The following is a 23267-nucleotide window of genomic DNA, read 5'->3' as shown; positions in this document are numbered from 1 at the left end:
AGTAAACGGCTAGCGATCAGACTCCCGGATCCATGCGCTGGGATCGGGTCTGCGCGAGCTTTTTATAATATCGCCAGAGATACGAGTGGTAGTCGTCGACTTGTGCCAGGAGGTAGTGCAGTTCGGTCGGGTCCTCGGTTTCCAACGCGTGCACCATCCGCTCCTTGAGGAACTCGGCAAAGGCTTCTGTTTTTTGTACCGCCGTCAGCAGCTGGAGTCCGCCGCCGATCTGATAGTCGGCCATACCATTCCTCCGGGTTAACTCTGGCAGGATAGCGAGGGAGTCGCCACATTTGCAAGCTTGGTTCACCTCACAACACACGCTCAGAAATTTAGTGGATCAGTTTCATCGCGAACCGGACAGGAGTGTGTGGAGGCGGCCCAGGTCGATGGCCTCAATCCGATGCCCATCACGGCCTGTGACGGTGGTGGCCATGGTGAGGGCATTGAGGATCGCTTCTTCGGTGGCCTCCACTGTCGCTGAGATGAGCGGATTCAGATGGGTGTCGGCGAGATGGGTCAGCTGGTATGTGGATTCTGCTGGATAGTGAGGAATGACGTTCGCCGTTGAAAAGGCGAGCATGAAGTCGCCGCTACTGTGCCGGGCGGTGGAACCGGTGCGGGCAAGGCCCAGCGCGGCGCGCTTCGCGAGTCGTGTGAGTTGTCGACTGTCGAGTGGCGCATCGGTGGCGATGATGACGATGATGGAGCCTTCGCTCTGGCCCGGAGAGAGGACATCAGACATCTGTGGCGGCGGCTCATAGAGTTTGCCCACCGGCACACCCGCGATGAGGAGTTCCGGCCTGCGGCCATGGTTCGCATTGACCAAGACACCGATCGTATAGCCGCCTTCTTTCTCGGACAGTTTTCTTGACGAGGTGCCGATGCCGCCCTTGAATCCATAGGACACCATCCCGGTGCCGGCCCCGACGGTGCCCTCTTGCACCGGACCGCCGCTGGCCCCGTCGAGCGCAGCGATGACATCCTGCTCGGACACATGGCGGCCCTGGATATCGTTCAATCGTCCATCGTCACATTCGGCAACCACCGGCGTGAGCGTGTCGTCTTCGATGCCGATCGCCGGATATTGTTTGATCATCCAGCTCATGACACCGTTGGCCACGCGCGGGATGTTGAGCGTATTCGTGAGTGCAATGGGATACTCCAGAAAGCCCGACTCCGCCACCCAGGAGAGGCCGGTCATTTCACCCGTGCCGTTGAGGACGAAGGAACCGGCAGCCACCTTCTTGTGCCACACATCGTCGCGTGGAATCACGACCGTCACGCCGGTACGGACTGGACCCTGACCTGGCTTGAGCGGCCCGTCGCCTTGGATGAGGGTCGTGTGACCGACTTTCACGCCGGCCACGTCGGTAATGGCATTCAGAGGGCCTGGCTGATAAGACCCGATGCCGATGCCAAGATCTCGAAGACGATGACGGCTCTGATCCGATTCGGCAGCCGCCGTGGAAAGGCAACCAGAAATTAAGATGGCAATGCAGGACAGTAGAAGCAACTGAGTCAGTCGCTCGCCGCCGACTGATCTCACCAGCAAAGACTTATACCTCATGTGTGCTGTTCTGATGAGGAATTCGCACATCGATCTTTGGATGTTCCGCCTGGATCGCAGCACCCAATGAGAGTGCTTGTTTTTCCTCTCCGTGCACGATGAAGACGGTGCTGGGTCGTGGGGTGATTGCTCGCACATAGGCCAACAGATCATTGCGATCGGCATGGGCCGACAGGCCGTTGAACTTGACGATCTGAGCGCGTCGCTTCGTCGGCACCCCAAAGATTGGCACGACATCCCAGCCCTCGACGAGTTTGCGCCCAAGTGTATGTTCGGCTTGAAAGCCGACGAACACGATCACGTTCGCTTCATCCTGAATGGCATGTTTCAGATGGTGAATGACCCGGCCGCCCTCGCACATCCCCGACGAAGAGATGATGACACAGGGGCCCCGCATAGCATTGAGCCGCTTGCTGTCCTCGGATGATGACACGAAGTGGATGTAGCGCGAGGCGAAGACGTCGTTATTTGAAGAAAAGGTCTTCAGCGTTTCCTCGTCATAACATTCCGGGTGACGCTTGAAGACGTCTGTTGCCTTACCAGCCAAGGGCGAATCGATATAGATGGGAATGGGGTCGACGCGCCCTTCACCCACCAGCTCCTTAATCCGCATTACCAGCTCTTGGGTGCGGCCCACCGCGAAGGCAGGCACGATGATCTTGCTTTTGTGTAGCCGCGCGTGGGCGATTAGGTCCTGGGCTTTCTTTTTCATCTCCTCGCCGGCCTGTTCGTGCAAACGGTCGCCGTAGGTGGATTCCAGAATGAGAATATCGCAGGCGGGCGGCGGCTCCGGATCACGCAGGATCGGCATGTGAGACCGCCCTAGGTCGCCACTAAACAAGACGGTGGTGCTGTTCCCGCGCGCCGTATACTTCACGCGGACGGCTGCCGATCCCAGGATATGCCCGGCATCATGAAACGACGCTACCACGCGCGGGGCAATCTTCAGCTGATCCCCGTATCGTGCCCCTTCAAACTGCTTGACTACTTTCCTGACGTCGTTGCCGTCATATAAGGGCTGAATGCAGGTTCTCCCGCGCCGCTTCTCTTGTTTATTCACGTACCGGCAGTCGTTTTCTTGCACGCGGGCGGAATCTTCGAGCATGATGCCCGCGAGATCGGCTGATGCTCGGGTAAGGTAGACTTTCCCGGAGAAGCCCTGTCGCGGCAACACCGGCAGCGCGCCCGAATGGTCGATATGCGCGTGTGACAGCAGGACGGCGCTGAGCGATTTTGGGTCGAAGCCCAGTTCTCGGTTTTTCCGTACCGCCTCATCTCGTCGGCCTTGAAACATTCCGCAATCCAACAACATTCGAAAGCCTGGCACTTCCACTAGATGTCTGCTTCCGGTGACAGAACGGGCAGCGCCATGGAATGAGAGTTTCATATCGTAGGTACTCCATTGTGACGTGAGATGAGGTCCCAGGCTTCCTGGGCCGTTTCAGCGTAGTGAAACAGTCCCAGATCTGCCTGTACAATTAATCCGCAATCAACCAGGAATTGCCAGTTGATGAGCCGCTCCCAAAAGGCCCGTCCGACCAACACGACGATGACGCTCTGGGTTTTCCCGGTCTGGAGCAAGGTGAGCGTTTCGAACAACTCATCGAGTGTGCCGAACCCTCCGGGAAACGCGACAAGTGCCTTGGCTCGGATGAGGAAATGCATTTTTCTGATCGCGAAATAGCGGAACTGAAAACTCAGCCTTGGCGTGATATAGGGATTCGGGTACTGCTCGTGCGGTAGGGTAATATTTAACCCGATCGATTTAGCGTTCACATCCGCCGCGCCACGATTGGCTGCTTCCATGATGCCGGGACCCCCGCCTGTCACGATCACGTAATCACAGTGGCCATCAATTTGGCAGGTCGATGAGACGAGGCGGCTAAATTCTCGGGCCACATCATAATACTTAGCGAGATCAAGCTGCCGTTTGGCAATCGAGACTTTGCGTTGGCAGCCAAGGTCGTTCGGCGCCTGATCTGCTTCTTCCTCCGCCTTCTTCAGTGCCTGCCTCGCAGCAGTTGGCTCCTGCAATCTTGCACTGCCAAAGACGACGATGGTGGATTGGATCTGTTCTTCCTTTTGAATGAGTTCTGGCTTGAGCAGTTCGAGACCGATGCGAATGGGCCGAAGCTCATCCCGCTGGAGAAACTCTGTATCTTTATCAGCTGGGATATAGGACGAGGATACGCGGTCACTGTCGAGTTGCGGTGGATGGTCCGTGGTTTTCTGATCCATAATTTATCATTATAGCCGCCGGAGGAGAACAGCGGCAATTCGTTGTGGAGTGGTGGATTCTGTGTGGTTAAAACGGATAGGGATGGAACGGAGGTCTGGTGACACTACGTTGAAAACCTTGCTGCACTACAACCCAGTTAGGACTACAGAACACTTGGAACTCATCGAGACCAAGTCCAGTCCGTGAAAAGATGAAATCTGGATCCACGGGCGTCCACGGTTTCGCTAACCACCCAAAATTAACCCGCGAGTATTTCACGTCGAGAAACCGGTATGTGGCAACAAGCCCTGAATCAGCATCTGTGATGGTATCTGGTGCGCCGAGCCTGGTGACAACGTCGGTCAACGTCGTCTTTCCCGGAACGATAAATGCGACGCTCTCTGGAGTGAGAGTGGTATTGAGGGTCACGCGAGCCACATTACACCCCATGAATGGCAGACTCACCATCACCGCCACCAGTAAGGAAATGGCCCTTTCCCCTACATTCTTCATGTCACTCCCCGAATGGCCAAAATCGAAAGCTCAAGTTATCTGTGCGTTTCGATGAAATGACCTCTTCGACGATCCCGTCACGATTCACGATGATAAACACGTCATCACTCTTCACTGAAAGACGCGTGAAGTTGAGGAGAATTAGGAGCAGGCTTCCCGCCTTCGCATCATAGCGATAATAGTGAAAGACATCCCGTCCGTTGAGTTGAAGCAGCCGATCTGGTGCGCCCAGCAGGTTGACCACTTCTGTTTTCGTGGTCGTCCCTTTCTGAATCGCCACGACGATCTCGGTTTTGACGTCATCTCCGACCGTCCCTCGACTGAAGGCACAGCCTTGAAACAACAATGCAGCCATAACGAAACCGAGCACACAGCGACCAACTTTCATGTGAACTCCTTGTCTATTTCTGGATCGCCTCAGGCCCCAGAATGAAATCCTGTTCGAATACCGTGTAGACGGACGGCGCGAGCCCCACACGCTGATACACGGTTTGAGCGCTGCGGTTCTCTCGCTCCACGTACAGCCTAATCCCGCAGACTTTTGGATCGGTTTTCGCCTTGGCCAAGATATGCTTGTACATAGCTCGAAATACCCCCCTGCCACGCCGTTCTGGAGCGACATAGACGCTCTGAATCCACCAAAAGACCCCGTTTCGCCAGTCACTCCATTCGTACGTCATCATCAGTTGGCCGATCGGCTTGCGGCTCTTGTCTTCTGAAAGTTCAGCCACGATATACGATCCATAGCCAGGGCTTTCTAAGAATGCTCGAATGCCCTGGCGCAATGTTGGGAGATCGAGCCGGCGATTCTCTGTTTCGAGTGCCATCGCCCTATTGAACTCGACGATGGTGTCTGTATCGTCCCTGGTCGCCGGTCTGATCTGGATGCTCTCACTCGCCATAGATCATGTGAGACGCGATGGTGACGCGTCGAGCCAGCCGTTTGGTGGTCTATAGAACCCAGCGGAAAACTCCATTTTCATCGCGTCTTCGACCGGAAGATTGATCGCCCGTAGTGCATGTTCCGGGATGAAGGCCAGGAAGCCGGTAAAGGGATGAATCGCGGTGGGAACGAAAACCATGAAGAGGGTGTGGGCAGGCTCGACTTGAACGGCTGGAGGCGCCGTGCCCATCACAAATCCCAACGCCCAACAGCCGTCGCGCGGAAACGGAAAGGCAACCACTTTGCTGCGCCCGAAGCGAGAGCGAAAATTCAGTACGTCGGTCATTCCCTTTAATGTCAGATAGATGCTCTGTACCAGAGGGATCTTTTCAATGCGTTGTTCAAGCCGCGCCAGCAAGCCTTGCCCGATGACATGATCAGCGATGAGACCGACAACAATAAGAAGGACGATCAAGAGGAGCAGTCCGAGGCCGGGGAGAGGATCTGATATGTACTGTCCAACCAAGCTGTCGAGTGTCGTAAAAAGTGTCCTGAGAATCAAGAACGTTGCCCAGGCGGGGACCAGCACGATGAGGCCCGCCATGCATGTCTTCGAGAAGGCTTTGATCATCACGACATTTCCTTGAGGAAGGTCCGCTCAGTGTAGCAGATATGCCAGAGGATGAGGAGTTCGTTCTGGCAGCTTGCGCTTGATGTGGCTATCGATTATTCTACCTTCCATCACACAGCGGGAGGTTGACGGTCATGAGTATTGATAAAGAACTCTTGGCAATCCTCTGTTGCCCGGAAACGAAACAAGCAGTGAGTCTGGCCGAAGAGTCTCTCATTCAGAAACTCAATGCTACAATTGCGCGCGGCGAATTGAAGAATGCAGGGAAGCGCCCCGTGTCTGGCGAGCTTGACGGTGGTTTGATTCGCTCTGATCGGAAGATTCTCTACCCCATCCGCGACCACATTCCGGTGATGCTGATTGAGGAAGGCATTCCACTTGACCAAATTGATTGACCCAGGCGCTCCGTTATTTCTCTCTCCTTCTCGCATTGGCATATTGGGTCTGGGTTGCTGTCTTTGACCGCCGTCCATCTCTTCTGTAGGTCCTCAGACATACCGTTTTTTGGCTTTCTACCTTCAGGCGCTTAGACTTCTGTGCGATCAGCATCGTCAGGTGTATGGATTTCAGATCACGATCTTCGTTGCCCATACGAGTAGGCTGGACGAGATTCTGCAACCGTTGATGTGTGAAAGGGCTAGGGAGCGACGATCTGAGGGGTCTTGGCGGGATTGTCTGTCTTCGACCCCGTAGAGGTTCCGCAGTGGCTGCAGAGATATTCATACAGATTGCCGGTTGGCAGAACGAGAAGAAGTCGTTCTCTTGTCGGAGTAGCCACACGGCACCGAGGGCAGAACAATAGAGAGGCATTGAGTGAGCCGAATTGCTCTTGTGGAGTGTCTGCAGAGGGACGTGGCCTGCTTCTGGGGGTGCGATGAGGGCCAGGAATCCACTGGCTGCCTGGCTTGCGAGAAGGTGGAAACATAGTGTTATCTTAGTGAGAATGAGAAGTCTTGGTCAAGGGTTACTACTTTTCGATCTGGATCATACTGATGATCTGCCCGCTTGGCTAATAAAAGCCATCCTCGGCTGAGACGATCGATCCAAGAACTCGCGGACTGTAGCTTGAAGAGTTACCGCTTAAGGACGTGCGCTCGCACCTGCGAGTTGAAATTAGACTGAATGAGTGTGCTCCTGGTCAGACAAAACGGTAGGCTAGCGTGGTCCTGTCTCATGGGACAATACAGCAATCTCGTGGATGGTGAGTAACTCTTCTGAGGCCGAGAGATTGGCGGAGAAGGGGGGGCGTGCCTCTGCCGCGTGAGGAGAGGCAGGCCCCCTGTTGCTTGAAAAGACCCTGTTAGACGGTGGTTTTAGCAGACTCGATTTCGGTTGCTGTGATGAGGCTTGAAAGATAATCCGCAACGAAATTGAGAGCTTCCTCCCGTCCATCGGCACGCCGTCCTTTTTCTCTTCGCTGGACGGATAGCTCATGTTCCAAATCTGATTTGACTTCCCCCAGGATACGCTGGAGGGACGTTGGCGTCAGGTTGGTGTCCATGTCTTCTAGTTCCTGACAGCGGTCGAGGACCCAATTAAGGCCTTCAATACGTCCGGCGTAATGCTCCTGCTCCGCAGTATCGATTCGTGCCATTGCGGTGGCAAACGCCTGGGCTTCGTAAATCAAATTGTAGAAGCTGGTGACGGCCCTTTGTAACGATGGAAGCATAATACTCCTTCTCCTTTGGATGAGCTGCAATTATACATGAGATTGGAGTGCCGACAAGGAGTATTTTTTGTTTGTGTAGCTAGCACATCATCTGTCCGGGTTTTGTAGCACGTGAAGTGTCCGGTTTAGGGTGCGCCCTCAAGGAGGGCCACCATGACACGGGCAACCGTCCTACAGGAGGTGCGACAGATGCGATTTGAGGAGTTGTATGCGCGACGACAGCGGCGAGATCTGACGATGGCGGAGGCAGCGGAGATGCTGGGCGTGACGGAACGCACGTTTCGGCGGTGGAGCACCCGCTATGAAGCGGAGGGCATTGAGGGGCTGGAGGATCGTCGGCTGGGCCGAGCGTCGGCCCGGGCGGTCCCCGTCGATGAGGCCCTCCAGATGGTGACGCTGTATGAGAGCCAGTACACAGGCTGGAGGGTGAAACACTTCTACGAGCGCTGGCAGGCGGAGCATGGGGGGCAGCGGTCCTACACGTGGACCAAGAACCGGCTGCAGATCGCTGGACATGTGGTCCGCGCGCCTCGACGCGGGGCGCATCGGAAGAAGCGTCCCCGCAAACCGTTGCCGGGCATGATGCTGCACCAAGACGGCTCGACCCATGAATGGGTGCCCGGCTGTCAGTGGGATCTCATTGTGACGATGGATGATGCCACGAGTGACCTCTATTCGGCCTTCTTCGTGGAGGAGGAAGGGACCATGAGCAGCTTCCAGGGGCTGCGAGAGGTCATTGAGACACAGGGCCTCTTCAGTTCCCTCTATACCGATCGCGGCTCGCATTATTGGGTGACGGAGGAGGCCGGAGGCAAGGTGGACAAGACCCGGCTGACGCAGGTGCATCGGGCCTTACAGCAACTGGGCATCACGCGCATTCCCGCGTACTCGCCGGAAGCCCGCGGCCGATCGGAGCGCGTCTTCCGCACCCTCCAAGATCGGTTGTCCAAAGAGCTGGCCCTGGCCGAGATCACCACGATGGCAGCGGCCAACCGGTATCTCGCCGAGCAATTGCTTCCGGCCTACAACCGACGCTTTGCGGTAGCGGCGGCGGAACCCGGCACTGCCTTCATCCCGTGGGTCGGAACGTCCCTCGCCGAGATCCTCTGCGTGCAGGAGAACCGCGTCGTCGCCAAGGACAATACGGTGCGGTATCAGGGCCGGCATCTGCAGATCCCGCCAGATCGCCACCGCTTCCATTACGTGAAGGTCACCATACGGGTCCACGAGTATCCCGACAGCACCTTGGCGGTGTTTCATGGCCCGCGATGCTTGGTGCGGTATCAGCCGGATGGGCGGGTGATCGAGTCCGAAGGCGCCCCGCCCCGCCGTCGCGGGCCGATCCAGAGATCGGGCGACGGACCGATCGTGGCTCCTAGGCCACCTGTGAGGAAAGAAATTTTGGCCTCGGGCTGAAATGATCGAGAGAAAAACCCGGACAGATCATGTGCTCCATACACCGGACAACTTAACTTGCTATCTACAGGGGGATTTTTTGTTGAGGTTTAGGTGAAGAGGAGCGAGTGGAACTCATTCATGAAGCCATAGTAGAGAGATGCAAAATCCTTTAAGCAGTCCGGGCTGGTTTCTTTCAACCGTTTGAAGAAAAAGACCTGTGTGCGTGGATCAAGCTGCTCCAGAAGTTGGCTCAGCTGAGACATGGAATAACTGCCGGCTGGAACACTGAGGATATAATGAACAAGGCGCTCAACGAACTGTTGAGCGACATATTCGCTATTCAGATAGCCATCTGGGAGTTTACCGGAAGCGAGAAACTCATCAAATGGAATGGACTGGGCAGCAAAGGGAACTGCTTGCTGCTGATGTGATGTCACGCCGGGAGTACTCCCCAATACAATAGCAAAGACACCATACTCCAAAACTGTACTGGACACAGTCTGTCTCGTCAAGCGTGCAGAAGAAGCAGTGCAGGTGAGCCAAAAGACTGATAGAGGGAGATAGTTTGGCTCTAGTTTTGTTGAGAGCCGTATGTAGGTGTTGGGCTGGTCACTGGCCAGGACGGTGACATGAGTGAAGAGGTGCCTGGAAAATGTCGATACACGGATGTGCTTGAAAAATTATCACGAAGTGATTGTCCAGATAAATGCTGGAACGCTGCCGCTCTGAACCAAGCAGGGGCGGAGCCCAAGAAGGACTCCGCCCCCCATTCGAACACAGTGACTGTGTCAGATCATAGCCAGGTTACGCGCTCAGCTGGCCGGATATAGATCGGCTCTTCGACCTGAATCCTGGCCACTTCCTTCCCCGACTTATTGAAGCCCAAGACGGTGTCGTTGTACATCTCGAACCGCTTCCCGTGGATCTGGGTTTCAAATACTTTTGGCCCAGGGATGACATCGTAGCGGAACACAATCTGCTGACTGGCTCGCCAAAGCTGGAGCACTGCCAACAGTTCGCGGCTGGGGACCAAGTATTTTTCAATGGCATTGTCCACGCCGGGACCAAACATCTGCCGGGCATAGCCCCGTGGGGAATGCCGCGGTGGGATATAGAACCCATTGGGCTCAGTTCCCCATTGCGGATACAACGGCAACGCCACTTGCTCCACCCGGATCGCATAGTACAGCGGATGCCACCGATCTTCCGCCCACAGCCCGTCCTCTCCGATCCTCATCAAGCTCTGCATGCGAATCTTTCCGACACAAGCTGCCATACAGCGCGTCTCCATCGGCTCGCCGCCTGTCAGAGGGTCTTTCCCTTCGATACGCGGATAACAAGCAATACACTTCTCACTGACGCGGGTCGTCCCCCGATACATGGGCTTCTTATAGGGGCATTGCTCGACACACTTCTTGTAACCCCGGCACCGGTTCTGATCGATGAGGACGATGCCATCCTCTGGCCGCTTGTAAATCGCCTTCCGAGGGCAGGCCGCCAAGCAGCCGGGATAGGTGCAATGATTACAAATACGCTGGAGATAGAAGAAGAAGGTCTCGTGTTCCGGGAGGCTGCTCCCGGTCATTTTCCAGGGTTCATCCCGCGAGAAGCCGGTCTTGTCAATGCCTTCGACTAAGGCGCGCATTGAAGTGGCAGTGTCTTCATAGATATTGACGAAGCGCCATTCCTGGTCCGTTGGAATATAGCCGATGGCGGCCTGGCCCACTTTGGCTCCCGCATCGAAAATGGTCATCCCTTCAAAGACGCCGTAGGGGGCATGATGTTTCCGCCCCACGCGGACGTTCCAGACTTGGCCACCCGGATTGACCTGCTCAATCAGCTGCGTGATTTTCACGTCATAGAACTGTGGATACCCGCCATACGGCTTGGTTTCCACGTTGTTCCACCACATATATTCCTGGCCTTTCGAGAAGAGCCAGGTCGACTTATCGGCCATGCTGCAGGTCTGACAGGCCAAACACCTATTGATGTTGAAGACAAAGGCAAACTGCCACTTCGGATGTCGTTCCTCGTAGGGATACAACATCTTACGTCCCAGCTGCCAATTATAGACTTCAGGCATTGCGTCCTCCGTTCTATGTTCGACGTTCTCCGCATGAGGCCCTGCACATTCACGGTTGAGCCTCACACGCTCTATCGTGCGTCCTGGTTTACACCTTAATCTTAATATGTTCGCCCTTGAGCCATTTGATCATGAACTCGTTCTCTTGACCTGGCGTGAACCCGGTCCGAACTGGTTCCCACGGACCACGGGCGCCGATTCCGCCGTCTTCGGCCTTAGTGATGCGGATGAGACATTCCTTGGGCACCGTATTGATCGCATGGTGATCGACTTGATACCCCCATTTGAATTTCCAGGCAATCGCGTGTTTGCCCGGCAACGAATCGGTCTGGTGCATGGGCATCAACCAATTCCTGGTAAACGACTGTTGGGCACCGTACCGGAAATTAGATTGATATCCGGTATCAATCGCGATCGCCCGTCCATCCGGCCTAGTCTCATGGCCCTTGACGGACTTCGCGGTGGAAACATATGGCGCATGCTTGGCCATGGTCACGTGGTACGGATAGGCCGGGTTATATTTGGCGCGAATCATCAGCCGTGCCACCTTGTAGTAAGGATCGCTCGGCTTCCATCCGCGGTAGGGGCGGTCTACCGGGTTCCCATCGACATACACATAGTCACCATCGTTGATCCCACGATCTTTGGCGGCTTGAGGGTTGATATGAATCTGGTGTTCGCCGACCCCTGGCGTCCGCTTATCCATACGATAAGGATCACCGAAGTTGGACTCGTAGATCTGTACCCAGTCGTTCACGGACCATTGACTGTGGACTCGGTGGCGGGTTTTTGGAGTCACGCAGTAGAACTGATACCCTTTTTCCCACAGAGGATTCGAATGACGCATGATTTCATGCCACGACAACTTGATATTCCGGACCGTTTTGTCATCGTGGTGTTGTGCCGTAATTGGAATGCCATAGTCGTCAGGCCGAACATATGGGTTCGTCGTGAAGATAGCATTCGGGAGATACGGTGTGGCCTCCGGACCTTCTCGATGGGAGATAAAGTTTTCTCCGTACTCAATGGCCTCGGGTTCGACACGGTAGTTTTCGTATCGTCCGCTACGGGTCCACATCGGTTTCGACTCATTCGTTTCTTCCCAGAAAGGATGCCGTGGGTACGTGCGGACCATGACCATCCAACCTTTTTCCGACTTCAGCATGACGTCGGCTGAATACCCGTAGAATGTGCTCGATGCATCCAGCATGCGCTGGGCATAGACGTCGACTCGGTTCGCGTAGACCATGGCGAAATAGTCCTTCATGCGCTTGTCGCCAGTCATGTCCGATAGCTTGGCGGCAACACCCGCAAAGGTATCCAAGTCGTTACGGGTATCGTACAGCGGCCTGATGCCGCCCTTCCAAATCTGAACCCATGGATTGGACACCGTAATCGTCATTTCCGGATAGGTGAACTCCATCCAGGAGTTACAGGCAAAGGCGATATCGTTGTGATTGACATCAGACGTCATTTCGATGTCTTGCGTAATCAGACATTCGATATTCGGGTCAACGTTACGCACCATGTCGTAATGGTGCTTGGCATTGTTCAGCACGTTGACATTGACTACCCAACGGAATTTGCTCGGTGTCGGCATATGGGTCTTACCGGTAAACACCTTTCGCCCATACTTTGGCGTATTGACGATCAACGCCGTGTCCCCATGGTTCCAATAACCAACTTCTTCGCCGTAATAGTATGATTTAGTCTTAATTTCCTTTCCGTGGGCATTCGGATCCAACGTAATATTGAAGGGATCCTCACCCGTGTGTACGGCTAATCCGGCACCCGACCATGGCGTTGCCGTCCACGCTCCCGCTTTGTAGTTGCCAGCCCAGGTATGCTGCCCGGTGCCAAACTTGCCGACATTGCCGGTGATGATGAGCACCATGGCAGCCGCGCGCCCGTTCGCCGTCATATGGAAATAGTGACAGACACCTTCACCGTTGTGGATTGCAGCGGGTTTAATGGTGCCCGAGTCACGAGCCCACCGCACAAGGAGATCCTTCGGTGTGCGGCAGATCTGATGGACTGTGTCCAGATCATAGTCCTGGAAATGCACCATGTACATCTGCCATACCGGCATAGCATCAATTTCTCGGCCATTGAGCAGCTTGACTCGATAGGTGCCGGTAAGCGCGGCATCGATACCACTGTTCGTATAGTGCCATCCCACTTGCTCCCGATGGAGCGGCACGGCTTGCTTCTTCGTATGGTCCCACACCATCATTCCACCGAGCCGTTCAACCTGCTCAGGTTTCAAGGATTGGATGCGGCCAGAGTAGCTCTTGGAAAAATCGGGGAACTTGTAATCCGCCACAACATCGCGCGGATCCAGGTATTGCAACGTATCCGTACGCACCAATATTGGAGCATCGGTAAATTGCTTCAAGAAATCGACGTCATGCATGTTTTCGTCGACGATGATTTTCATGGCGCCCAAGAAAATTGCACCGTCCGACTGTGGGCGTAGAGGCATCCAATAATCGGCACGGTAGGCAGTAGGATTGTATTCTGGCGTGATGACAACCACACGGGCGCCGCGCTCAATACACTCTAACTTCCAGTGCGCTTCCGGCATTTTGTTCTCGACGAAGTTCTTCCCCCAACTTGTATTCAGCTTCGAGAAGCGCATATCTGCAAGGTCAATGTCCGAACCCTGCACGCCGGACCAGAACGGCTGGGAAGGATTTTGATCTCCGTGCCAGGTGTAATTCGACCAATAGCGACCGCCCTGTGCCTGCTCAGGACTCACCTTACGGATCCAGGTATCCAACAAGGCATTGATTCCACCGTTCATCCGAGTATTGCCCATCTTCCCGATAATACCGAGGACCGGCATTCCGGCACGATGCTTAAAGCATCTGGTACCAGCGCCCTTCATCATCTCGATCATTTCCGGGGCATACCCCTGCTCGCGAAGACGTCGCGCTCCAGCTTCACCGCTGTACCGAGTGGCAATGATGATCATCGCCTTCGCCGCATAGGTAAACGCCGTATCCCAGGAGACACGAAGCATATCGTCGAGGAAGCGACTGTCGAACTTGTACTTGCGCTTGGTTTCTGGAGTCAGCTCGGGAGAACCGTCATCCATCCACTGCTTCCAACCCTTCCGCATCAAAGGCCCTTTCAAACGATACGGGCCATACACACGTCGATGGAAAGTAAACCCTTTTAGGCACATCCGTGGGTTGTGGGCAAACGTTCCACGATTGCCGTATAAGTCTTCATAGGTTTGGTGGTCATAATTCTGCTCCACACGCATGACCACTCCGTTGCGAACGAAGGCGCGCACACGACAGGCATGCGTATCATTGGGGGAGCAGACCCATGTGAAGGATGAATCGTAGCGATACTGATCATGATAGACCCGTTCCCAGGATCGATCCGGATAGTCTCCCAGCGGGTTGCCAACTTCGATCACCGGCTGGAGAGCCGTCAATGCCAGGACTTTGTCCGCCACGGCTGCGGCAGCAACAGTGCCAGCAGAGACTTTCAAAAATTGTCGACGTGACAAGAACATTGTGGATACCTCCTCAACGTTTATGAACTTGAACGAGCCCAGTTTCCTTGTTTGTTTTCATACCAGCTGGATGTATGTGAACCAGCATTCATTTGTTTTCTGTTATGCGTTGTACGCATGAAACTCATATACTCAGCACTAGCATGTTGAAAGAAAGCAGTGAAGCATATATCACCGCATACCATTCCTTGCAACCGTAAAATTCAGCAATATTCGAGCCATACGCTGTCTGCTTAGAAACTGCTTCATTCCACTTCACATAAGTATATGTAAAACAATTTCGTTTCAAGTTTTTCACTTACACATATCGTGGTTCGATCATTTATAGCTTATGAGTAGTATGAGTAGCAGTTTTCATTTAATATTTATGTGATTAGAGGCTGCGTCTTGCGCTGTTTATGATTTTAATTTCTTTTTAAATCATATTGTTTCGTTACAACCACCTTGGCAATATCTGCATTCGTTACGAATATGTAACGTTCCAATATTTGTAACTGATAATTTTCTGTGAATCCAACAGAGTCCTGGCTTGACAGTACCCTGAGAGGTCAGTACACTCCACACCTCAAACCTCGCGAGCGGGAATAGCTCAGTGGTAGAGCATCGCCTTGCCAAGGCGAGGGTCGAGGGTTCAAATCCCTTTTCCCGCTCCATCGAGATTATCTTTAACTTCACACTGATTCTTCGTACATCTATTCTCCTGGACGCTTTCACGATCTGTACGAAGGAGTGCCGCTTCCTGATTCTGCTACGGTTTCTCGAGTGTCATCAGGTCGCGAAGATGGTCTTCAGCGAGTGACAGTTCTTCTCTGGTGGGGGAGATTTGACCGAATCGGGCTCGGCAATAAAGATCGGTAATAGACGCAACCGCTGAACCGGCATTGCTCCACCGCTCCTGAGTGAGGCGGACGAACTCAAGGGGCGGCATCGCAGTGAGTTTAGCAATGCCCTTCCGAGCGAGATGTCCGATCATTCGTCCGTAGAGTTGCATAATAACCTGCTCGTCGCGAGTCGTTTTCTTAGAGATCATCCCCTTGACCCATGGCCGCCTGATCCCTAGCCAAAGAAGCACGGCAAGGCCAATCAGTGTGGGGATAAGCAGCTCAGCCAACGACTGTATCGTTCCTTTAGACGCATAGCCCGCCATCCCGCCAAACATGGCCATGAACGGGCTGAAGAGCGTGCTTATAGAATCAAATGCCTTGTTTCTGGCCGATGTACTCCCCGCCTTCAATTCCCGCACAACAGCGAGCTGATCAGCCGCGCTGTACTGCACAAAAAATCGACCCCACTGAAGTCTGATGGTATCCAACATTCGTCCCAACGCATGCCATGCGGGAGACCCGCTGCCGATACTTTCGATCGAAGGAGGAGTTGGGTCCATCGTAATCCACCCGGAATGCGGTAGGTGCACCTCCACCCATGCATGAGCGTCTTGCTGTCTGACCACATAGTAGTTGCCGTATTCGTTCCACTCAGTGGCGAGAAATCCCGTGACGAGACGCGCCGGGATTCCGATCGTCCGAAGCATGATCACCATGGCGGTGGCGTAGTGTTCGCAATACCCGGTCTTGCGGGTAAAGAGAAACTCTTCCAGTGGCTGGTCCTGCTCTGCCAGAGGCGCATCAAGGCTATACCGAAAGTTGTGCGTCAGGAATGAGTGGATGGCGGTGGCTTTGTCATAGATGGTGCGCTGCGTGTGCGTGATTTCCTTTGCTAGGACGGCAATCCGCTCGGGTTGACTAGGAATCTGCAGGAAATGTCGGATAACCGATTCAGGGTAGACACCGGGCTCCGCGCCGAGATCCTCCGGTAGCACCGAGTTGGATCTGGAGAGGACGGAATATTCGATCCGTGACGAACTAGGGAACGGGAGATACACCGAACCGGTGAGGTCAGACTGGACGCCCGGGAACTTTCCACTGATTCTTTCGATAAACGGAGCAGCAAAGAGAACCGGAGTGTCGAGCGGCTCCAACAGAATGTTCTGTCGTATGGTGTCGCCAAGGCGGGGGGTTGTCAGAGATCGGCTACTACGAAGAACAAAGGTCCCGGCCGCGTCTTCGCTCATCGCCCGCCTGTAGTTCAGCCGATTCATCCAGGCCTTGCCATCGTATTGATCGAAGGCCACTCCACGTAAATACAGGCGACCTGCTTGCTGTGGGAGGCTATCGGATAGCTCAACCCGCATGACGACGCTGGGATCTCGCTTGATAGGCCCAATCTCTCCTAAGTTCACCGTTTCGGAGAATCCCGACGTGCGAATGTTCTCCCCAAAGCCCTTTTGGTAGAACCCGGCGCCGACCCGAGGAATCGTGAAGAAGATCACCAACGTCAGCCCAAAGGTTGCCAGTGCAAGCCCGTTGGCCAGCCAAAAGAATTGTGGCGTGACCTGGCTAACCGATGCCAGAGGAGGTTGTGGTCGCATAGCGACCGACATCGTGAGGATGCGGGGTTCCTCTGAATGTTTCGTCAGCTGAAACAGCAACAGCGTCCACACGCCAACTACAAGATAGAGCAAGAAAATCGGGAGATACCACAGATCCGTCGTGAGAGACCCGGAAGCCAGAATCGCGACGAGACTGATGGCGTAGAGATGCAAATAGTCACGACGAAGCTTGAGATTGAACAGCTTGATGATCATGAGGATCATGAGGAAGTGAACTCCGGCCGGAAGGAGTTCGCCCGAGACCCACAACATATCCACCCAGAATCCAAGAAATCCGACGATTACCAGAAGATTCCATCCGGTGGTTGACATGAGCGTATAGGTGGCGAGTCGCCCCACAGACCTGCCCCCTGCGTTCCGTAAGAGAGCAAGGATCAGTGCGGCCCCGGTTAACGCAGCCAGCCATTCCGGAAGACCGGCTCCGAGCGTCAACCCGATGAAAGACGTAGACGCCAGCCAAATCGACGCGAACCGAAGGGCCTGATCAAACGGCATGTGATGCTCCGGCGATGAGGTGTCCGTTAATCAAAATATCAGGCTGTTCGGGCTTGATGTCCCCCGGTCCCCGCCATGGCTGCACGACAATCACCGCCCCCTCGTCGACTTCCAAAGGGTCACCAGACAATTCTGTCAGTACGGCAGACCCTTCAAGGGGTGAGCACCGTTCGCAAAGAGCCAGCATTCGAAGAAGTTCCAAGCGGTGACGGTCTCCTTGACCGAATGATGACCGAGACGACCCCACAAGCAATTGGAGCACGTACCCGCGTTGTGCCAAGTGCTGAATGATGGAAGCGGTGATGGACACCGCCTGTTCAAATACGGCATCGTGACTCACCGGAGCGACGGTCGGTAGATAAATGGTCGCTCGGCGTTGGTCTTCGGCCTCGGTTTCTCGAACCGTCAATTGAGACGTCCGTGCTGTCGTCGGCCAATGAATGCTTCGAGAGTCATCCCCGGCGTGATACAAACGCAGGTTGTATAAATCATTGCCAGGCCCCCGCTGCGGGATGCTCTGTTCCGCTCCAACTGTGAGAAGCCCCTGGAACAGCCGCTCGTCGATCGGCTTGAGTTCCGGGCAGACAATGACCGTTTCATCGATCGGGTAAAACGTGTGCTTCATGAAGAGCCCGAACGGAAACTCCGTCCCGACACAGACACCGTCCAGTTGCAACCGACCACGCCGCGTGGCGACGAGCGGATATGACATCAGCTGGCTGGCGCCTGGAGGGAGTTGGTGAATCTCCAGACCTCGATCCAGCTTCCGGCCGTCACTGACATCGAACAGCTTCAATGAAAAGCTGGGGAGCTGTGACTTCCGGTTCTTCACGACCAGTGTGGCGGTGGTTGGTTCATTCACGATGAGATGATCGGGAAGGTGACGATGGAATTCCAGCCGTCGCAAGCAGTATTCCGCTGCAACTCCTGAGATCAACACGAGACTCAGCATCATCGCGAGCAAAAGATAGAACAGATTATTGCCGGTATTGATGGCGGCGATACCGATCGCCATAGTAAAGAGCAGGAATTGAACCCCCTCTGAAGTCACGCTTGTCGAACGGTGGCGAAACATTCGATGAAGAAAGGAAGGAGATTGACGCAGCATGTACCACCAGCTCCACGCCGGGACACAGATGTAGGGAAAGACCTAGACGGGAACAGGAATCGAGTCGACCAAATCCTGGATGATCCGCTCAGCGTGCTCACCACTTCGCTGACGCAACCCCTGCGCGCGGGCCACCATAATGCGGTGAGACAACACGATGGGGGCCAGTTCCTTAATATCATCCGGCAGACAATAGGTCCGCCCGCGGACGAGCGCCAAGGCCTTGGCAGCCCGACTCAACGCCAACGCTCCTCTGGTACTGACCCCCAATGACAAGAGGTCAGACTGCCTGGTGCGTTGGACGATGGCCAAGAGATAGTCCGTAATGCTTTCCTCCATGAGTACGCGATCGACCTGCTCCTGGAGTAGCAGGACATCCTGCGTCGGCAGCAATGGTTGGAGCTCTTCGGCCGGATGGAGTGATTGTGGTCGGTCAAGGACCTTTTTTTCTTCCTCCGGCGAGGGATAGCCGATGCGAAGCCGCATCAAGAACCGATCCAGCTGCGACTCCGGAAGAGGAAACGTGCCATGGTATTCGGCGGGATTCTGGGTTGCTATGACCATGAAGGGCTGATTCAAGGGATAAGTTTTATTATCGAAAGAAATCTGCGCTTCGCTCATCGCTTCCAACAGACTACTTTGTGTCTTCGGTGTCGTTCGATTGATTTCATCCGCCAATACGATATTGGCGAAAATCGGACCCGGCATAAATTCAAAGGCTTGTTTCTGGCGATTGAATATTGAGACGCCCACGATATCAGATGGAAGCAGATCGCTTGTGAACTGAATGCGCTTGAAGGAGCAATCGAGCGATCTCGCAAGACTATGCGCGAGCGTCGTTTTTCCAACCCCTGGGACATCCTCGAGAAGGAGATGCCCGCGAGCCAAAAGCGCGACAATGCTCATTTCGATCACCTGCGGCTTACCTTTGATCACCCGCGCAATATTGTCCTGGATGGCTTGAATGATTCCCGTTGGATTCATGATGGTCTAGGGCGTGAACTGGCGTTGGAGGATTGGCTGGTGATCGGACACGATCGAAGTCTAACAAAGGGGCTGGAGACGGTCAATTTATTCAAGATTTTTGCGCCCCTACGATCAGGCATCATGGCACGAGGCTTAGACCAGTCGCTCACGCAGGAACCAGTGTAATGAACCACGGCGGAACTTCTTCGGTCATGGACGAGAACTTCCGTGCGGTGCTGCTCGCAGGAATGCCCGGGAAGGTGGCACCTCGGCTGATGCGGACATATCGAAAATGACCGGCACCGCCATCCATGGCAGAAGAGGAGCCTGACCCAAGATAGTGACGCCGAAGGGCTGCCACCCCAGCCAAGTCAATGGACTCACCGATCGCGAGACCGGCCAGAACATGATAGACCTCGCCAAAAATGGTGGGCAGATTGACGGGGGTAAAAGGTTGGTCTAGCGGGCGATAGCGTGGCTCCTCCAATAACTGAGCGAGAAGCTCCCAAAATACCTGCGCATCCACTGCTCCCAGGACACACAGGCATCCGCGACGGGCAAGCAGGCTCAGGAGAGCAAGGGGGCCGACGATCTCAAACTTCCACGGCGGGAAGAGGAGGGCACGGCCAGCATGCTGGACTTCGAGCGCTGGTTCCCTCCCAAAGCATGTCTGGTGGAAGACCCCTTTGGTGCTCTCCAGCTCCTTCTGAATGAAAGCCTCAGAGAGCCTGGTCGGCTCATAGGCGAAGGTCGGTGTGGCTGGGGCCCAACAGGTGGCAATGGTATATCGTGGGGCCAGCAACTCCTGTTTATCCAGATCGCCAAGTGTGAACATGTCTTGATTGCCGAAGAAGGAGAACGACACCTCAGCCCTCTGCTGCAACTTCTGCAGCCTCTCCGGATTCGCATGGAGCGGACCGCCCAGTTGAGAACGAGGGTCGAGTCGATCCAGGCAATGAATGATGAACGGGTGGGGTTGTTGCGTGAGCTCGGAGCCATACAGATCCACTAACTCCTCAGCGAACGAGAGATCCCCAGCCCCAATCTCCAACACAGAGGCCACCTCAGTGCGATGAAGGAAGTCAAATGGATTGTCCAACTGCCGTACGGCTTCTTCGACCTCCTCACTCGATAGGTGCGGCACGGGCCACCTCACGGCTGCTGCAGGCACCAACTCAAAAAAGATGGCGAGTGCGCGTAGGGCTTTAGCCGGAGGAAGGCCCGTGACGGACTTGAGGCACTCTCCATCGATATCCTGAACGCGCCGTGGCACGGGCTGTTCAAAGAGGCGCAACAAGGTTTCTTTTACTGAAACCGGAAGATCTTTGTTCTGCACGGCCGCACGGAGTCGGGCAAGGGTAGAGGGGAAAATGGCACCTTCTATCAATTTCCTTGAGGCCTCCCATTGTCCCGGCACCTGACGTGCGCGAACACTCACAACACGGCGGAAGTCAGCAAGCGGGTTGAGACTCATGAACGTTTGATCGTCGCGTATAGAAGTGGGTGTCGATTGGAATCCAAGGGTAGGAGCATAGTAATCTTCAAACTTCAGCGTCAAGTCTGCTTGTTCATGCTTATTCAGTATGATAGGAGTGGTTTCATGCCACTACCATTCTTATCCACCGATTCACTAAGTTGGCGATTGATCGGCCTGCTACTCATGCTCGTCGGTCTGCTGGCATTACCGATCGGCTGTGCGGCTGACCGCGAGGGCAGCCTCCGTTCCGTCGTCGATGAGGGATGGCAACCCTGGCAGATTCTTGAGACTCACAGCGGGCGCGTGCTCCCGTTTGCAGAATTGATGACAAAGCTGGAACAGCACGACATCGTCTATCTGGGAGAGGAACACCATAATCCCTACCATATTGAAGCCGCGCTGAAAGTGCTGAATCAATTGGTGGCTGATGACATCGAGCCCACCATTGGGATGGAGATGTTCGGCTGGGACGGCCAACCGGCACTCGACGGCTATGTCGCGGCCAATCAGCCAATTACGAGCGAGTTCTTGGAACAGGTGCGCTGGAAACAGAATTGGGGTGGCGCGTTTGAAGATTACGCGCCATTGGTGACGTTTGCTCGAGAACGACGCTTGTCCGTCCGGGCGATGAACCCACCCAAGCCCTTGATTCGTCGTGTCGTAAAATTAGGGCTTGATCAAGCCAGGCAGGAACCTGAATGGGCGCCGTGGGGAATCCTACAGGAGGATATCGTCGACGACCCCGCGTACCGCGAGAGGATTGTCGATCAGTTGGTACGGTGCCACGGAGGAAGCGAGGAGCACTTCCGGACGATGTATGAGGCATCGATGGTCCGGGATGAGGGTATGGCAAGAACGCTGGTCATCACGCAAGAAGAATTTCGCCGCGAGAATGACGGCCGTCGTCGTATGATCGTGAGTTACACGGGAGCTGGCCATGTTCAATTTAACCTCCCCGTACCGAAGCGAGTTGCCAGACGTCTGCGAGGTGACATCAAACAGGCTACGATTTACATGACGTCGTTCGAGCCCAGTAAAACTGCCAATGTTCAGGCTCTCATACAAGAATCCATTGCGGACTATATTTGGCTGACACCTATGGGCAAGTCCAGTTCAGCCAAACCCTGCCGGTAGGACCACCTCAGCGCCTTACTCTTCAGATCGTCAGATAACACAGGGCAATACAAAACCACTCATTGCTTGACAGGATTTAAGTCGCTCGGCACACTGAGGCCATCATGCATCCTCAGTAGCAACACAAGAGATCTTCGCACGTACATGCAAAAGAAAATTCCCTGCAACGCTGAACGACTTGGTTTGCTCGATTCTCAAATGATCCAGGCCGTCTCGGACGCCTCGTCCTTTCAAATTGCCCATCAATATTTGACTGGAAATCGCGTCCGTATTGTCGAGGCCGATGATTCGCAGATTACGTCGGCCGTCGTCGGTCATTCTGGTCTATACGAGCAGACCATCCGACTGAAAGACGGTCACCTTGTCTCGAAATGTTCCTGCACGCTTCCCGAAGAGCCGATGTGCCGCCATTGCATCGCGGTGCTGCTGGAATATCAGCGCTGGGCCCAGCCCCAGCCATCACGCAAAGCAAAACCTGCAAAGGGATCGATCCCGGCACCTCCGGTCGCCTCTTCCGAGAATGGGAAAAGGACCACCCCGCACTCGGTCACGCCAGACGTGAAGCTGAGTGAGGTCATGGTCTTTTTGGAATGGCTAGAGCCTGCGACAAAAGCTCTTGAGCGGCAGGAGCCGCTTCCTAGTCCGCCCGCACTCGGTCCCGGAGCGGCCCTGACGTGGATCCAAACGATTCGGAACCTTGAGGAGCGACGCAGGGAAAATGAAGAGGTCATGACGAACCTCGAATCTCAGTTGAAAGACCGTGACGCGGACGTTGGACAGCTCACACAACAACTCCAGACCTCTCTGCGGGAGGGCAATGCCGCACAGGCCACCACTCAGGAACTTCAACGGGAAGTGGCCTCCTACAAGGAAGTGTTGGCCACAGTCAGCAAGTTGACAACCGAGATCGTGCGGTACATCGCACAGATGCGGGCAGTGACGGATGATATGCAGCAGAAGGGCTCTCAGCTCGAGAAGCTTATCGGCTCATTTAAAGATGTGGCTGACGCGCTTCAGTCAGCCGTTGTACCGCCTCCCCACTAATTACAAGTTGACCCGTCCCTACGCCGATTCTCCCAAACTGGCTCCCTCTTGCGCCTCACGGCCAACATTCAGTATGATGAGCCCCACTTTTTGTGTCAGGATT

The 23267-nt window shown here is 54.7% G+C and carries 19 protein-coding genes, 1 tRNA gene and 1 pseudogene; 5 read left to right on the top strand and 16 right to left on the bottom strand.

Going from position 1 to position 23267, the window contains the following annotated elements; translation table 11 throughout:
- Positions 1-16: 16 nt before the first annotated feature.
- The 8 genes from E8D52_07245 to E8D52_07210 all read right to left on the bottom strand — a co-directional run bounded on the left by E8D52_07245 (position 17) and on the right by E8D52_07210 (position 5818).
- On the bottom strand, positions 17-244 hold the full coding sequence (locus E8D52_07245) for a hypothetical protein (GenBank protein ID TKB68777.1): 228 nt from the start codon (positions 242-244) through the stop codon (positions 17-19).
- Between the two features lie 102 nt (positions 245-346).
- Entirely contained in the window at positions 347-1570 is a 1224-nt protein-coding gene (locus E8D52_07240; protein ID TKB68776.1) for a P1 family peptidase, read from the bottom strand.
- Positions 1560-2957 carry an MBL fold metallo-hydrolase gene (locus E8D52_07235; GenBank protein TKB68775.1) on the bottom strand — a complete coding sequence of 466 codons (1398 nt, stop codon included), beginning with the start codon at positions 2955-2957 and terminating at the stop codon, positions 1560-1562. Before E8D52_07235 ends, E8D52_07240 begins: the two co-directional genes overlap by 11 nt.
- On the bottom strand, positions 2954-3808 hold the full coding sequence (locus E8D52_07230) for a TIGR00730 family Rossman fold protein (protein TKB68774.1): 855 nt from the start codon (positions 3806-3808) through the stop codon (positions 2954-2956). The genes E8D52_07235 and E8D52_07230 overlap by 4 nt, the downstream gene beginning before the upstream one ends.
- Positions 3809-3875: 67 nt before the next feature.
- On the bottom strand, positions 3876-4301 hold the full coding sequence (locus E8D52_07225; GenBank protein TKB68773.1) for a hypothetical protein: 426 nt from the start codon (positions 4299-4301) through the stop codon (positions 3876-3878).
- Between the two features lies 1 nt (position 4302).
- Positions 4303-4689 (bottom strand): hypothetical protein, encoded by a 387-nt coding sequence (locus E8D52_07220; GenBank protein ID TKB68772.1) that lies wholly within the window; start codon positions 4687-4689, stop codon positions 4303-4305.
- Between the two features lie 13 nt (positions 4690-4702).
- The gene (locus E8D52_07215) at positions 4703-5203 is read right to left on the bottom strand and encodes a GNAT family N-acetyltransferase (protein TKB68771.1); all 501 of its coding nucleotides are present in this window, start codon (positions 5201-5203) and stop codon (positions 4703-4705) included.
- Between the two features lie 3 nt (positions 5204-5206).
- A complete protein-coding gene (locus E8D52_07210; protein TKB68770.1) occupies positions 5207-5818 on the bottom strand; it encodes a DUF502 domain-containing protein in 612 nt (203 codons plus the stop codon).
- A 131-nt stretch (positions 5819-5949) separates the two neighbouring features.
- Here E8D52_07210 and E8D52_07205 point away from each other — a divergent pair, with 131 nt between their 5' ends.
- Positions 5950-6210: a Trm112 family protein gene (locus tag E8D52_07205; protein TKB68769.1), complete on the top strand. Its 261-nt coding sequence runs from the start codon at positions 5950-5952 to the stop codon at positions 6208-6210.
- A gap of 905 nt (positions 6211-7115) precedes the next feature.
- On the opposite strand, the gene E8D52_07200 is transcribed toward E8D52_07205, so the two are convergent.
- Complete coding sequence (locus E8D52_07200) at positions 7116-7484, bottom strand: hypothetical protein (GenBank protein TKB68768.1); 369 nt, start codon at positions 7482-7484, stop codon at positions 7116-7118.
- Positions 7485-7673: 189 nt separating this feature from the next.
- On the opposite strand from E8D52_07200, the pseudogene E8D52_07195 reads away from it, so the two are divergent.
- Positions 7674-8789, top strand: a pseudogene (locus E8D52_07195) (ISNCY family transposase).
- 200 nt (positions 8790-8989) lie between these two features.
- Here the strand turns inward: E8D52_07195 and E8D52_07190 are convergent.
- From E8D52_07190 to E8D52_07180, 3 genes are all read right to left on the bottom strand, one after another.
- The gene (locus tag E8D52_07190; GenBank protein TKB68767.1) at positions 8990-9379 is read right to left on the bottom strand and encodes a hypothetical protein; all 390 of its coding nucleotides are present in this window, start codon (positions 9377-9379) and stop codon (positions 8990-8992) included.
- Between the two features lie 296 nt (positions 9380-9675).
- Entirely contained in the window at positions 9676-10965 is a 1290-nt protein-coding gene (locus E8D52_07185) for a nitrate oxidoreductase subunit beta (GenBank protein TKB68766.1), read from the bottom strand.
- Between the two features lie 88 nt (positions 10966-11053).
- Positions 11054-14491, bottom strand: coding sequence for a twin-arginine translocation signal domain-containing protein (locus tag E8D52_07180; protein TKB68765.1), 3438 nt, complete (start codon positions 14489-14491; stop codon positions 11054-11056).
- 578 nt (positions 14492-15069) lie between these two features.
- On the opposite strand from E8D52_07180, the gene E8D52_07175 reads away from it, so the two are divergent.
- A tRNA-Gly gene (locus E8D52_07175) sits at positions 15070-15144 on the top strand.
- 95 nt (positions 15145-15239) lie between these two features.
- Here E8D52_07175 and E8D52_07170 read toward each other — a convergent pair.
- The 4 genes from E8D52_07170 to E8D52_07155 form a co-directional block, all read right to left on the bottom strand.
- Positions 15240-17435 (bottom strand): DUF3488 domain-containing protein, encoded by a 2196-nt coding sequence (locus E8D52_07170; GenBank protein TKB68764.1) that lies wholly within the window; start codon positions 17433-17435, stop codon positions 15240-15242.
- Positions 17425-18543 carry a DUF58 domain-containing protein gene (locus tag E8D52_07165; protein TKB68763.1) on the bottom strand — a complete coding sequence of 373 codons (1119 nt, stop codon included), beginning with the start codon at positions 18541-18543 and terminating at the stop codon, positions 17425-17427. Before E8D52_07165 ends, E8D52_07170 begins: the two co-directional genes overlap by 11 nt.
- 42 nt (positions 18544-18585) lie before the next feature.
- Positions 18586-19527, bottom strand: coding sequence for a MoxR family ATPase (locus E8D52_07160; protein ID TKB68762.1), 942 nt, complete (start codon positions 19525-19527; stop codon positions 18586-18588).
- A 148-nt stretch (positions 19528-19675) separates the two neighbouring features.
- A complete protein-coding gene (locus tag E8D52_07155) occupies positions 19676-20983 on the bottom strand; it encodes a hypothetical protein (GenBank protein TKB68761.1) in 1308 nt (435 codons plus the stop codon).
- Between the two features lie 96 nt (positions 20984-21079).
- On the opposite strand from E8D52_07155, the gene E8D52_07150 reads away from it, so the two are divergent.
- Together E8D52_07150 and E8D52_07145 are read left to right on the top strand one after the other, a co-directional pair.
- Positions 21080-22120: a hypothetical protein gene (locus E8D52_07150; GenBank protein ID TKB68760.1), complete on the top strand. Its 1041-nt coding sequence runs from the start codon at positions 21080-21082 to the stop codon at positions 22118-22120.
- Positions 22121-22264: 144 nt separating this feature from the next.
- Positions 22265-23164, top strand: coding sequence for a hypothetical protein (locus E8D52_07145; protein ID TKB68759.1), 900 nt, complete (start codon positions 22265-22267; stop codon positions 23162-23164).
- Positions 23165-23267 lie beyond the last annotated feature (103 nt).

Origin of the sequence: Nitrospira sp. (assembly GCA_005116745.1) — a bacterium.
GTDB lineage: Bacteria > Nitrospirota > Nitrospiria > Nitrospirales > Nitrospiraceae > Nitrospira_D.
Note: the sequence above shows the minus strand (reverse complement) of the source record. Positions and strands in the feature narration are given on the sequence as shown.

Coding starts and splice junctions, on each gene's coding strand:
- E8D52_07165 (TKB68763.1), bottom strand. CDS start 18,543: ATGCTGCGTCAATCTCCTTCCTTTCTTCATCGAATGTTTCGCCACCGT.
- E8D52_07225 (TKB68773.1), bottom strand. CDS start 4,301: ATGAAGAATGTAGGGGAAAGGGCCATTTCCTTACTGGTGGCGGTGATG.
- E8D52_07230 (TKB68774.1), bottom strand. CDS start 3,808: ATGGATCAGAAAACCACGGACCATCCACCGCAACTCGACAGTGACCGC.
- E8D52_07245 (TKB68777.1), bottom strand. CDS start 244: ATGGCCGACTATCAGATCGGCGGCGGACTCCAGCTGCTGACGGCGGTA.
- E8D52_07160 (TKB68762.1), bottom strand. CDS start 19,527: ATGAATCCAACGGGAATCATTCAAGCCATCCAGGACAATATTGCGCGG.
- E8D52_07150 (TKB68760.1), top strand. CDS start 21,080: ATGCTTATTCAGTATGATAGGAGTGGTTTCATGCCACTACCATTCTTA.
- E8D52_07170 (TKB68764.1), bottom strand. CDS start 17,435: ATGCCGTTTGATCAGGCCCTTCGGTTCGCGTCGATTTGGCTGGCGTCT.
- E8D52_07235 (TKB68775.1), bottom strand. CDS start 2,957: ATGAAACTCTCATTCCATGGCGCTGCCCGTTCTGTCACCGGAAGCAGA.
- E8D52_07220 (TKB68772.1), bottom strand. CDS start 4,689: ATGAAAGTTGGTCGCTGTGTGCTCGGTTTCGTTATGGCTGCATTGTTG.
- E8D52_07155 (TKB68761.1), bottom strand. CDS start 20,983: ATGAGTCTCAACCCGCTTGCTGACTTCCGCCGTGTTGTGAGTGTTCGC.
- E8D52_07145 (TKB68759.1), top strand. CDS start 22,265: ATGCAAAAGAAAATTCCCTGCAACGCTGAACGACTTGGTTTGCTCGAT.
- E8D52_07185 (TKB68766.1), bottom strand. CDS start 10,965: ATGCCTGAAGTCTATAATTGGCAGCTGGGACGTAAGATGTTGTATCCC.
- E8D52_07205 (TKB68769.1), top strand. CDS start 5,950: ATGAGTATTGATAAAGAACTCTTGGCAATCCTCTGTTGCCCGGAAACG.
- E8D52_07215 (TKB68771.1), bottom strand. CDS start 5,203: ATGGCGAGTGAGAGCATCCAGATCAGACCGGCGACCAGGGACGATACA.
- E8D52_07200 (TKB68768.1), bottom strand. CDS start 7,484: ATGCTTCCATCGTTACAAAGGGCCGTCACCAGCTTCTACAATTTGATT.
- E8D52_07240 (TKB68776.1), bottom strand. CDS start 1,570: ATGAGGTATAAGTCTTTGCTGGTGAGATCAGTCGGCGGCGAGCGACTG.
- E8D52_07180 (TKB68765.1), bottom strand. CDS start 14,491: ATGTTCTTGTCACGTCGACAATTTTTGAAAGTCTCTGCTGGCACTGTT.